This window comes from Nocardia sp. NPDC005825 (assembly GCF_040630175.1).
In the GTDB taxonomy this organism is placed as follows: Bacteria; Actinomycetota; Actinomycetes; order Mycobacteriales; family Mycobacteriaceae; genus Nocardia.
This window is the reverse complement of sequence record NZ_JBEXXC010000002.1, coordinates 23,821-36,316: the sequence shown is the minus strand read 5'-3', so window position 1 is coordinate 36,316 and position 12,496 is coordinate 23,821. Positions and strand designations below refer to the sequence as shown.

The 12,496-nt window shown below is 66.6% G+C and carries 8 protein-coding genes; 7 read left to right on the top strand and 1 reads right to left on the bottom strand.

The window, feature by feature from the left end:
* Window positions 1–2: 2 nt before the first annotated feature.
* The 7 genes from dprA (at window position 3) to mobF (ending at window position 11,709) form a co-directional block, all read left to right on the top strand.
* On the top strand, window positions 3–872 hold the full coding sequence (gene dprA, locus ABZ382_RS04825) for a DNA-processing protein DprA (protein WP_357084163.1): 870 nt from the start codon (window positions 3–5) through the stop codon (window positions 870–872).
* Between the two features lie 145 nt (window positions 873–1,017).
* Window positions 1,018–1,257 (top strand): hypothetical protein, encoded by a 240-nt coding sequence (locus ABZ382_RS04820; protein ID WP_357084161.1) that lies wholly within the window; start codon window positions 1,018–1,020, stop codon window positions 1,255–1,257.
* Between the two features lie 101 nt (window positions 1,258–1,358).
* A complete protein-coding gene (locus ABZ382_RS04815; RefSeq protein WP_357084159.1) occupies window positions 1,359–3,095 on the top strand; it encodes a ParB N-terminal domain-containing protein in 1,737 nt (578 codons plus the stop codon).
* Window positions 3,096–3,203: 108 nt separating this feature from the next.
* Window positions 3,204–3,728, top strand: coding sequence for a single-stranded DNA-binding protein (locus tag ABZ382_RS04810; RefSeq protein ID WP_357084156.1), 525 nt, complete (start codon window positions 3,204–3,206; stop codon window positions 3,726–3,728).
* Between the two features lie 366 nt (window positions 3,729–4,094).
* The gene (locus ABZ382_RS04805; protein WP_357084153.1) at window positions 4,095–5,534 is read left to right on the top strand and encodes a hypothetical protein; all 1,440 of its coding nucleotides are present in this window, start codon (window positions 4,095–4,097) and stop codon (window positions 5,532–5,534) included.
* A 99-nt stretch (window positions 5,535–5,633) separates the two neighbouring features.
* Window positions 5,634–5,798 (top strand): hypothetical protein, encoded by a 165-nt coding sequence (locus ABZ382_RS04800; protein ID WP_357084150.1) that lies wholly within the window; start codon window positions 5,634–5,636, stop codon window positions 5,796–5,798.
* 319 nt (window positions 5,799–6,117) lie between these two features.
* Window positions 6,118–11,709 carry a MobF family relaxase gene (mobF, locus tag ABZ382_RS04795; RefSeq protein ID WP_357084147.1) on the top strand — a complete coding sequence of 1,864 codons (5,592 nt, stop codon included), beginning with the start codon at window positions 6,118–6,120 and terminating at the stop codon, window positions 11,707–11,709.
* Between the two features lie 43 nt (window positions 11,710–11,752).
* Here the strand turns inward: mobF and ABZ382_RS04790 are convergent, their stop codons facing one another.
* Entirely contained in the window at window positions 11,753–12,493 is a 741-nt protein-coding gene (locus ABZ382_RS04790; protein WP_357084145.1) for a hypothetical protein, read from the bottom strand.
* Window positions 12,494–12,496 lie beyond the last annotated feature (3 nt).

Genomic DNA, 12,496 nt, shown 5'->3' with positions numbered 1-12,496 from the left:
CCATGACCTCAGCCGATGAGCGCCTGCTCGCATGGGCTCTCCTGTCACGGGCATCACTCACCGCGCCCGCCACTGTCCGCGACCTGCTGACCGCCCACGGCCCGATCGGAGCGGCCGAGCGGATCGCGACAGACACACGGACCCCGCGCTTCGGCCCGCAGACCCGCACCGTGGCTGCCCATGACCTCAAACGCGCGCAGCGTATCGGTGTTCGCCTGCTGACTCGTGATGACCCCGGTTGGCCAGACATGCTCACCGACCTCGATAGCATCTGCGCCTTCGCGCCGATCGCTTTGTGGACGCGCGGCTCCGGGCAGTTGAATCTGCTGACCGAACATGCCGTCGCCGTTGTGGGCGCACGCGCGTCCACCAACTATGGCGACAAAGTTGCGACCCACATTGCCTCCGGGCTCGCCACGCAAGGCTGGACCATCCTCAGTGGTGGCGCCTTCGGGATCGACGCTGCCGCCCATCAGGCAGCCCTCGACACCGGACAGCCCACGATGGCAGTGCTACCTGCAGGGCTGCATCGGCTCTTTCCCCACGGCAACGCCTACCTGCTGGCCAGTATCGAGCAGACAGGACTCCTGGTGAGCGAGTATCCGCCAGGAGTCGAACCGAGCCGCGCGCACTTTCTCGCGCGCAACCGCATCGTCGCGGCGCTCGCGACCGGGATCGGGGTGTGTGAGGCAGGTCTGCGAAGCGGCACCGCCAACACTGTCCGCTGGGGAAACCAACTGCGCCGGCCCGTCACCGCCGTGCCCGGGCCGATCGACTCCGCAGCCTCGCGCGGCTGCCACGACTTCATCCGCAACGGCCACGCGCAACTGGTCGTCGACGCACACGACGTCCTCGACGTTCTCGCACGTTGACCGTCCCCGGATTCCGGGTCCTCCCCTGGCCGATTTCGAGGCCACACCAGGCCCCATCGGATCCATAGCCCGCGCGATCACCGGACACGATGCGCTCGTCCGCTTCCGGCAGCACCATCACCCCCAACACCATCGGAGGTTCCTCTTGCCTGTTAAATCCATTGCTGTCAGCCGTGTCTCGCGCGGCGAGTACGAGCAGTTGGTTCATCGTGGCCACGCCGGAACGGCACAAGCGCTCGACACCACGGCCGTGCTGGAACGCTGGCGCGCCGATCACCCCGACTGGCGTGGCCGCCATTGGACGTTCGTTGCCGATGACCATGGCGTCCTGCGGCTGCGGCCACTGAATGTCACCCGCGCCGAGCGTCACCCAAGCGCTGCCTGACCACAACCACTCATCCACCGTCTTCCTTCGCGGGGCCATTACTCGTCCGTCAGTTCCGGCGGGTGATGACCCCGCATTCATATCTCCAGGAGGTATGTCCCATGCAATCCCCTGAATCCCCGACCGGCACCGGCACGGTCGTCCTCGACGACGAACCCGTCTCCAATGCAACTGATGTCGCGAATACCACTCCCGCCGAACCCAACCCGACGCCTGAGCCCTGCCGCGAGGCGGAGCCACTGCCCAATGTCGAGGCGCTGTATGTACATCCGTCGGAGTTAGTGATCGCGGAGAATGTGCGCAAGACGTTCGACCTCGCCGAGTTCCCCGACATGATCGCCTCCATCAAGGAATTCGGCGTCGAGATCCCGATCATCGCTGAACGCCAGCCCGACGGCAGCCTCCATGTCACCGAAGGACAGCTGCGCACCCTCATCGCAGTCGAGGTCGGCACCGCCAAGGTTCCCGTCTGGGTGACCGACACCGATCCGACCGTCCCGGACAACGAACGTCGGATCCGAACGACTCTCAAACAGATGAACGTCAACGACCGACGCGTGGCGATGCTCGACGCAGACCGCGCCGGCGGTGTGGCGTTGATGCTGGATCTGGGGGCGTCGGTGACCCGCGTGGCGACCGGCCTACAGCGCAAACGATCCGAGATCAAACATGCGGCGGCGATCGCTGGATCGGCCACAGCCCGCGGACTCGCCGACTCGGGCACCTACAGTCTCGACCAGCTCGCCGTCATCGCCGAATACGAAACCCTCGGCGATACAGAAGCAGTCCAGCGGTTGCTGAACGTACAGCGGTCGCGGTTCGCCTACGTGGCCAATCAGATCGCCGCCGACCGCCGCGAAGCCCGCGCCCGCCTCGAGGCTTCGTTGACCTACGCGGCCCGTGGTTTCGGGGTGCTCACTGTCGAACCCGACACCAGTTCACCCGAGGCGCACTACGTTCGGTCGGAGATGCTCCAGACCGCTGACGGCACGCCGGTCACCGAAGACGTGATCGCCGCGGCAGCCGACCGGTGGCTGGTGTATGTCGATGTCGAGGAGAGCGGACAGCTCGTCGACACCCTCACTGGTGAACTCGTCGATCCTGGCTGCGTCGATTGGGATACCGAGGGCAACGGCGACTCCCACCCTGCTGAGGGCGCGCGTCACGCCGATTCGGTGGAGTACCGCGACCGCTGGAACCCTCTGTACTTTCTGCCCGCCGATCAGGTCGCCGAGTCCGGTTTGCGGATCCGGCCGTTGGCCCGGACCGGTGAGGTGCCTGGCAGCGACCGGGCCGTGCAGTTGCGGGCGGCCGCTGCGGCGGCTGCGGTCGAGCGGGAAGCCGCGCGGCAGGAACGGCGGCGGGTGCGGGAGTTGAACAAGCGCGGACTGGCCGCCAAGGAGCGGCGCGTGGAATTCCTGCGCCGGTTGCTGGCGCGGCGTACCCCGCCGCCGCTGGCCGGGGCGTTCGTCGCCGAATCGCTGGCGTGGGAATCGGATTTGCTGGGGTCGTTCCACGCGCCCAAGACCGCGCTGGACCTGCTCGGTGTTTCCGGGCACACCACCGAGTTGGTCGCGTCGATCCAGTCCGCGACCGCGGGCCGGGCGTGGGTGATTGTGCTGGGCATGGTGTTGGGGGCGTTCGAATCCCGGGCCGGGAAGGATTCCTGGCGCTACAACGACCGCGGGCTGCAACGGTATCTGCGATTCCTGGCCACCGTCGGCGAGCAGCTCGAATTCGAGCTCGTCGACGTCGAGCAAGCCGCTGCCGGGCTCATCGACTTCCACGACATCGATATCGACACCGACCTCACCATCGACACCGCCGCCGCGGCCTGACCACCCGATACGCCGCAGCGATACGGCGACTGTCACAGCGCGGCCCGTCTCCGACAACCACTGCGAAAACTTCTTCACATCAACTAGTTTCGAGAGGGGAGCCGCTCCATGGCTCTGGACACGACCCTGACCGTCATCGGGAATCTGACCGGTGACCCCGAGCTTCGATTCACCCCGGCCGGTGAAGCGGTCACCAATTTCACCGTCGCGTCCACACCGCGCTACTTCGACCGCAATGCTGGTGAGTGGCGCGACGGCGAGGCCCTGTTCATGCGGTGCGGTATCTGGCGACAGGCCGCGGAGAACGTGGCCGAGACCCTGACTCGCGGAGCACGGGTGATCGTCTCGGGGAAGTTGAAGCAGCGCAGCTATGAAACCCGCGAAGGCGAGAAGCGCACCGTCATCGAGCTCGACGTGGACGAGGTCGGTCCCTCGCTGCGCTACGCCACCGCGAAGGTGACCAAGAACCGGACCGGCGACGGCGCAGCGACCGGACGGCGCAGCGCTGCCGAGAACGGGTTCGGACAGCCTGCCGACGGTGGCGATCAGCAGTCGGTGGATCAGGGTCCGTGGCGCGCACCGGCGCTCGCGGTGGTCGGATCGAACACCTACACCGACGATCCGGGGTTCTGAGTCCTCTCCACCGATCCTCCTGTCCTGGCTGTAGTGGCCACGTACAGGAGGGTGGGTGGGATGGCCTGCTGGTCTGGGCGGCCATCCATCTCGAGGGCTACCGGTGCCGATTGTGCCGCGCCACGGAGCCCACGCCCGGCGTAACCGAATTCCCGTGCGCACCTTCTGATCTCTCAGCATCCGTCGCCGCCTTCGAGCGCACGGGAATTCGCTTCCGCACGCCCGGCGCGTTCTCCGCCGGCGCCTCGCGCTCGGCCCCGGTCGTGCGCCCTCGGCTGGTCGCCCAGACTAGCCGGTCATCCCGGCTGCCGAGGTTGCTCACGCGCCGGGGTGCTCGCCGATTCACCGTCCAGATTAGGAACTCTCGTGTCCGAACCCAGCGCATTCATCGACGCCATCGCCGCACTCGACATCACCTTCACCACCGACCGCCGCGCAGCACGCCGCGCCTTCCCCGCCGCACTGGCCCTCGCGGGCCCGCAGGATCTCGAGTTCCTGGACCGGCTAGCGGAAACCTTCACCCTCTATCCGTTCGAGTCGGCCATGAAACGCCTTGCCGCCCAGTACGCGCACGAGCCGCACAACCAGCATCGCCTGGTGACCTTGGTCCCCGATTCCGACCCAGGGCTCTACATCCGCGACCGCGCCGACCGGCTGGCCGAAATCCAGGCACGCGCGGCACGCAACAACACCACCGTCGAGGACGAATACTCCGCCACCCACGCAGACTTGCCGACCGCTGAGCTTCCGCGAACCCCGATGCGGCAGTGGCGCAATCCCCCCGCCCGCACCTACCTGGCACCCAGTCGCGAGACCGAGAAGTCACGCCAAGCTCCCGAACAGATCACCTACCGTGCCATGCGCCGCAGCAACCGCCGCCCCGTCGAGACCGAACCCGACATCGTCACCAAGTATGTGGCGGAGAGCCTCTACACCGACACCGTCGACAGCGAACTCACCGATGCCCGCGCCGCGGAAGCCCGCGCCCGCGGACGCGGACTGCTCGCCCGACCCGCATCGAGCTCGTGGACGCCGCGGTTCCCCGGCGACAAACCGCCCCTCGATTCCGAGGAGTCACGCGCGCTGTGGAACCACCTGTACGTCAACTACGTCGCCGAGCAACACCAACACGCACAAGCCCTTTCCGGAAAGTCTGCCGTCAGCGACGACAACGCCCTCTCCCACGCCTCCACCCGCACCGCGTTGCGCGGCTACACCGATCGCCGGGCCACGCTTCCGTTCCAGGGCAACGGCCTGGACTACGACCATGAGGCCATGACCCCTGTCCGAGGGTGGAGGTGCGTGTCCTGCTTCATCGAACGCAGCGACACCGACCAACACATCACCCACACCCACACCGGAGGACTCCGCAGCGACGACGGCCTCTGCGACATCTGCCGCGCCGACGACCGCCCCGGCCTGCCGCTCTTACCCGACGGCTTCACCGCGCGCGACCTCGCCCGCACCTACTTCCAGTTCTTCGCCGCCACCTACCCCGACTCCGCGCGCGGCCTGCTCGCCGAGGTACGCGGTCGTGCACCGCAATGGCTGATCGAACTCATCGACGAGTACCTCGACACCGCAGCACTTCCCGGCGAGGCTCCCAACGAGCCCGACCCTAAGCCGCCCGTGGCGGCGGCCCAGCGGCCCCCACAGCGACGCGGCCCGGTTCTGGGTGCAGGGCAGCGCACCGGCCGCTGTGACGCGTGCACCCGTATCACCGCGGTCAACAGCGACAGTCTGTGCACGCAATGCCTGGTCTGGATCGGACTGGACGCACCCGCCCCGCGCGAACACGCCGCCTGACCCCTAGTCACTCCATTCTCCGGTCCGCCGTGGCGACTACTCCTGCGGCGGACCGGCCACCATCCCCACCCCGACCGTCAATAGCGAAGGAGCCACAACATGTCTCACGTAACCGTGATCGTGCGGTACACCCTCATCTACATCCTCGTGTTTGTGGCGTTCTATCTGACCGCGTACCTCCTGAACCACGCCCTTCCCATCCCGTTGACGCCATCGATCGATGTCACTTGCCCGACAAGCAGTCCCGTCGACCGCCGGGCGTAGCCAGCGGAGACGTCGTCGAGCGATCAGCGCGGCAGGTAGGCCAATCCTTACGCCTACCTGCCGACCCCCACCACCTCACCCTCACCATCCGCCCACTCATCCACCAAGCACCCAGCACCCAACAACCTCACCCCAATCCAGCCGCACTCCATATCTGCTTCACTCCTCCCCCACACCCTCTCTTTCCCTTCAACGGCAAGCAGACCTCTTGCATTGCGGAATACAGTTCGATAACGACCAGCTGAAACGGCAGAATTGGTTATTTCCTTACCAGTTCCGACTATTTCAATCGGCGGTCATTCGGGGTTTCGATTAATGAGTGACAGCGACGCTGCACAAAGTGTTGGCCGGCAACGGCTATCTGTATTACCTGCGGCAGGTCGCCGCCACCGACTCCACCGACCGAGGCCCCGGGACCCTGGCCGACTACTACTCGGCACAAGGAGAGTCACCTGGCCGATGGCACGGCAGCGGCCTGCCCTCACTCGGCCTGGCTGCCGGGGATCTGGTCACCGAAGCGCAGATGAGGAGCCTGTTCGGGCAAGGACGCCACCCCGACGCCGACGCCATCGAGACCGCGGTCATCGACCGCGAGATCACCGCCGGAGCCAAACCCAAAGACGCGCTGCGTGCCGCGGACAAGGCGACCCGGTTGGGGCGTCCGTTCCGGGTGTACGAGGGCGGCAACGAGTTTCGTGAACGCTGCGGCGACGCGTTCGCCGAGCACAACACTGCGCAAGGCCGCCCACGTTCAACCGCGATCGATGACGACGTCCGTGCGCGGATCCGTAGCCGGGTCGCGACCACGATGTTCACCGAGATGATTGGCCGCGCGCCTCTGGATGCGCGGGAGCTCTCGGGGTGGGTGGCGCGCAATTCGCGACCACAATCCGCGGCCGTCGCCGGGTTCGATATCACCTTCAGCCCGGTCAAGAGTGCGTCCGCGCTGTGGGCGATCGCCCCGAAAGCGGTGTCGGATAAGATCGCCGCCGGGCACGACAAGGCCATCGACGATGCGGTGGCATGGCTGGAGAAGCATGCGATCTTCTCCCGACTTGGCACCAACGGCGTGCGGCAGGTCGATGTCGAGGGGATCGTCGCGGTGCGGTTCGTGCACCGTGAATCACGGTGTGGTGACCCCGATTTGCACACACATCTGCTGATAGCGAATCGGGTCCGGGCGCTCGATGGACAGTGGCTGACGTTGGATGCCGCGGTGGTCTATCGGCTGATGGTGACCGTGAGCGAGGTCTACAACACGCGTCTGGAGCACCATCTCGAACACGACGTGGCCGTGTCGTTCAGCGAACGGCCCGGCACCGACCCGTCGAAGAGACCGATCCGCGAAATCGACGGCGTGCCGATGATGTTGATCGAGTATTGGTCACGCCGTGACGCCGCGATCACCGCGCGCCTCGGTGCGCTGGCGGCCAGGTTCGAGCGTGAGGTCGGTCGGGAACCGATGTCCAAGGAAATGTTCGCCCTCGCCGAACGCGCCACCTTGGAGACCCGCCCCGCTCGGCACCGATCCCGGTCTTGGGCACAACAGCGCGCCGTTTGGCGCCGGCAAGCCGAAATAGTGCTCGGCTCAACGGAACTGGTATCGAGAACGGTAGCGACGATCCTATCCGGTCGGTCCGCACCGCGCCGCCCTCTCACCTCCACCGAGATGTCGGAGGCTGCACAGCACGTGGTGGCGACCGTGTCGACCGAGCGATCGAGTTGGCAGTGGCATCACGTACGCGCCGAAGCGGAACGGCAACTGCGGGGGCTGTTGGACAAAGATCAGTGGCCCACCGTGGTGGATTCCGTTGTGGATGAATCACTTTCAGCGGTGCACGCGATCGCGCGCGGGGATCCAAATGTCGCCGCCGAGCCGGTGCTCGCCGAGGTCCCACCTCTATATCAGCGTGCCGATCATTCCAGCGTCTACACCGGGGCCGGCACCCAGACCTACACGACCGTGCACCGTTTGGGCGCGACCCAACGGTTGATCGACCTGTCCATACGCCTCGGAGCCCACATGCTCGACGACCCGGTCATCGACGCCGCGGTCGACGCCTACCACGCCGACCCCGCGAATGCGGGACGACGGCTCAACGCCGGACAAGTCGCGGTCATCACCGAATTCGCACGCTCCCCGTGGTTCATCGCCACCACGAACGCGCCCGCCGGAGCCGGGAAAACCACCGCGATGCGCGTGCTCGCCGAGGCCTGGCGCGCCGACGGTGGCACCGTACTCGGATTGGCGCCGACCGCCGCAGCTGCCGCGGTGCTCGGCGAAGCGATCGCAGCGCGCACCGAAACCGCCGACAAACTCCTCGACGTGCTGCACAAACACTCCCCCGCCGCCACGTCAGCCCCGGATGCCAACCCGTTTCCGCCGTCGCTGCCGCAGTGGATTCTCGAGATCGACGCCCGGACGCTGGTCATCGTCGACGAGCATGTGCGCCTCGGCGACGACAAACGATTGGAGCTGTTCGATTTCCTGCTCGACCGCGAAGCGGCGGTGCGTTGTGTCGGTGACGACCATCAACTGCCCGCCATCGAAGCAGGAGGCTCGGCCGCCGATACCGCTGATGCGGCGCGCGCATCGACCCTGACCCAGGTGGTGCGCTTCGCCTCGAGCATCGAGGCGTCGGCCAGTCTCGCACTGCGCGAAGGTGATCCGAGCGCGCTCGGGTTCTACCTCGATCACCGACGGGTGCGTTCCGGGTCACCGGCCGCCGTGCGGGAACAGGCGTATGCCGGATGGATCGCCGACCAGCTCGGCGACCGGGACACGGTCATGCTGGCCGCCACCAACGACATCGTCACCGCACTCAACGAGCAAGCCCGCACCGACCGTCTCACCCGAAGCGATCTCGAGGTCGGGCGGGAAGCCGAACTGGGCGACGGGCTTCACGCCTCGCTCGGCGACATTGTCAGTACCCGCCGCAACGATCCACGCCTGCGTCTGGGCGCACACGATTGGGTACGCAACGGCTATCGGTGGACGGTCACCGCAGTCCACCCCGACGGCGGACTCACTGTCACCCACCTAGGTTCGGGACGGCGCACCGGCGAGACCACCATCCTCCCGAGTGCGTATGTGCGCGAGCACGTCCGCCTCGGATACGCCACGACCATCGACTCCGCTCAAGGAATCACCGCCGACACCTGCCATGTCGTGCTCACAGGCACCGAGTCCCGCAACCAGCTCTACGTCGCTCTGACTCGTGGCGCGACCGCCAACCACGTCTACGTCACCACCGCGATCGACGGCAGCGAAGCTTCCTATTGGACCGAACCTGGTCTGTTCCCCCGCACGGCTATCGAAGTCCTGCAACGCATCCTGGCCCGCGACGCCACCACAGCCTCCGCGCATACCGAACTGCGTGACGCTCTCACCCCCCACCAGCGACTCGGGACCGCCATCGACATCTACCACGACGCCCTGGCCCTCGCCGCCGAGGAGTCCCTCGGCACGGTGTCGTTGACCACGCTCGACACTCGTGCCGAGCAGATCTGGCCCGGACTCACCAACACACCAGCCTACCCGGCGCTGCGGGAAGTCCTCTCGCTAATCGCGTTGACCGGTCGCGATCCCGGCGACGCCTTGGCGTCCGCGCTCGCCGCGCGAGAGTTGACCACTGCGGCCGATCCCGCCGCCGTGCTGCACTGGCGCCTCGACACCGCGCACGCGTATCCGCGTGAGACCGCGCCGTTGTCCTGGGTGCGGGCTCTGCCCCGGAACCTGCCCGAGGGTCTCGTATCCGACCATCTGCGCGCCCGTGCACGCCTGATCACCCGCCTCGCCGAGCAGATCCGTGAAAACACCCGCACGTGGACGACCGCGACAGCACCGGTGTGGGCGCGCCCCTTGCGGGGCAACGACGCGATACTGGGTGATCTCGCGGTCTGGCGGGCCTGCCGTCACACTGTCGACACCGACCTACGGCCCACCGGCCCACCCGGTTTCACCGCCCGCGAGCAGAATCATCAGCGGTTGCTCGACGCACGAGTCACCGATGTACTCGGCGACCTCCACAGCGCAATCAACGCCTGGTCGCCGTTAGCGAAACGACTCGATGCCCGCGTGCTCGATGACCCGTGGTGGCCGAATCTGGCCGACAAACTCGACGCCGCCGCCCGCGCGGGCCTCGACATCGACACACTGCTGACCCGGGCCGCGACCGAACGGCCGCTGCCCGACGACATGCCGGCCGCCGCACTATGGTTCCGCCTCGGCCTGGATCCTTCCGCCCTGCAAACCGCGACCGGGGCCGCGCATCTGCGACCGGACTGGACCGCCCACCTCCACCAACTCCTCAGCGCCGAGGTCGCCGACACGATCCTCGCGGGTCCCACCTGGCCGCGCTTGGTCGCCGCGATCGACCACGGCATCGACGCAGGCTGGGATCCGCACGAACTGCTCAACACCGCACACGAACTACTCACCGCCGCAGCACCCGACGACCCCGGACCCCGACCCGACCAATACGCGACCGCACTCGCCTGGCGCATAGAAGCCCTCCTGCGCCCCGCCACACCATCCCCAGCGCCACCATCCCCCGACCCGACAACCCCCAGCGAAAACCACAGCACCGCAGCAGATTCGAACGATCCCATGCCTCATACCGACGAACCCGACACCACGCCACCACACCTCGACGAACCGAATCCGGACGATCAGCACGATCCTGACCACCACACCAGCACCCGCGACACGCTTACCGCAGACCTGCTCGCCGTCACCGCACTGTTCCGCGCCGGTCGCGCCTCCGAGGCCAAAGACGCGCTCATCGCGGCCTCCCGCACGGCGACCGACAGCGAACTCGACATCCTCGAACGTGTCGCGACCACGCTCTACCAGAACAGTTTTCCGGTCGCTCGGGCTCGGCTGCGATGGGCAGCGCAGCAATATCCCGAATTCCGAGCGCTCATCGAAGCCGCAACACCCTCCAGCGACCCGCACACCTATGACCCCGACTTCGGATCCCGACACGGACCCGCCGTCGACGACATCAAGAATGCCGCCCGTGACCACGAACCTCGCTTCGACAGCAGAGCCCCTCGTGTCCGTCCGACCGCCATGGACATCGCTGCCCAGCGTGAAACTGCCGAATATCTCGAGACCGTCGCCGACGTGGATTCCTCGCCCCATCACCTTCCACTGCCCGAAGGTGTACCCCACCGCTACTACAACCCGCGTCCCCATGACCCGCGACCCAGCCTGGCACCTCTGGACTACGACCTCGCCGCCATCCCCGATAGCCGCGGATTCGACTGCGTGCACTGCGGTCTCGAACGCGCCGTCTTCGACGCCACCCCACTGCCGAACCGCCGCGGTGACGACGGATTATGCGGCGAATGCCGCGACAGCGATGCCCCCGCGATCCCTGACCACGAACCACGCGAACACATCTCGGCGCGATGCGCACACATCGCCAACACCTATCCCACGCCGGCGGCGTTGACGATGCTCCGCCGCGACTGGCACAGCGCACCCACCGCCAACATCCGCCAGCAGGTCGAGGATTGGGTCGCACAACATCTCACCGACCCTGACGCTGTTGCCTCCGCCGAGGCCGATCCAGCTTCCGCCGATCCTCTCCGCGCCCTAGACGGAAACGAATTGGCTCAACGCATCGAGCACATCTCGCGCCGACTGGCACTGGCCGACACCGAAGCGATGCTCTACGGTCTCACACAGCCCCATGGCAACGGAACATTCGAGCCCGAAACCGACTGGCTGATCGATGAATTGAATCGGCTACAGCAAGAACGACAACGCCGCTCCCACCTCACTGCCGATGACGCCGAGGCAGAAGATCTCCATCGCGGCGCTGCCAGCGCCGAATCCGAAATTCCGACGTCAGAGCGCGTCCCGGATACCACCGATCGCACGGGACCCGGAGTCGATCCGTGACTTCGAACAAACTGGTCACGGACGGCGTCCTTCGTCGTAGCGGTCACTCCGCGGCGCGCTGCAGCTCACTCACCCAGCGATCTAGCTGTGAGGAATTTGCTCCCCAGCAGCGTTTTTCACCAGCGCTCCGACGACACGCACTTCCAAGGGCAGGCGGTCGTCGGTCAGGCAGCGGCCGGAGCTTTCCGTGCTGCTCGGCCGGTTCTTGGAACTCGTGCGGCCCGCCTGCCCGCCGCGACACGATCTCGAATTCGCTGCCCGCGCTTCGCCCGCGAAGCCACCGCAGGAACACCGAAAGCGGTTGTCGCTTTGTTGGATTCGCGGACAGATAGGTATCGATGGTTTGCCGGTTGAGTGCGTCGATGTCGAGCCCGACGCTGCGCATCCATTCCAGGAAGCAGATGGCTGCACGGATCTGGGCACGGTCGGCACGTGATGCCGCATCGGTGTAGCGGCCAGCACAGTCGGTGCAGATTGGATCACGAGAGTCCGGCGCCAACCCGGGCAGCGCCCAGTCGTCGCCGCAGCCGGGACAACGGCCTCGGAGGCGAAGGGCGCGATCGAATCCCAGCTGCAGCAGGTGGTTGCGGCACTGGCTCATCCGCGGCGCAGCGGCGGGGCGGCGCTGGAGGTCCGGGCTCACGTGATGCAGCAGTTCAACGACGACGTCCAGGCCGCGCTGCAGAACACGGTCTACAACTCGGGCGGATGCCGCAGCTACTACTTCGACAAGAACGGCCGCAACGGCTTCCCTTCTTTCCAAGCATGCAACGATGTGCAACACTGA

Excerpts from the sequence above, each read along its gene's own strand:
- dprA (WP_357084163.1), top strand. The coding sequence starts at position 3 with ATGACCTCAGCCGATGAGCGCCTGCTCGCATGGGCTCTCCTGTCACGG.
- ABZ382_RS04815 (WP_357084159.1), top strand. The coding sequence starts at position 1,359 with ATGCAATCCCCTGAATCCCCGACCGGCACCGGCACGGTCGTCCTCGAC.
- ABZ382_RS04810 (WP_357084156.1), top strand. The coding sequence starts at position 3,204 with ATGGCTCTGGACACGACCCTGACCGTCATCGGGAATCTGACCGGTGAC.
- ABZ382_RS04800 (WP_357084150.1), top strand. The coding sequence starts at position 5,634 with ATGTCTCACGTAACCGTGATCGTGCGGTACACCCTCATCTACATCCTC.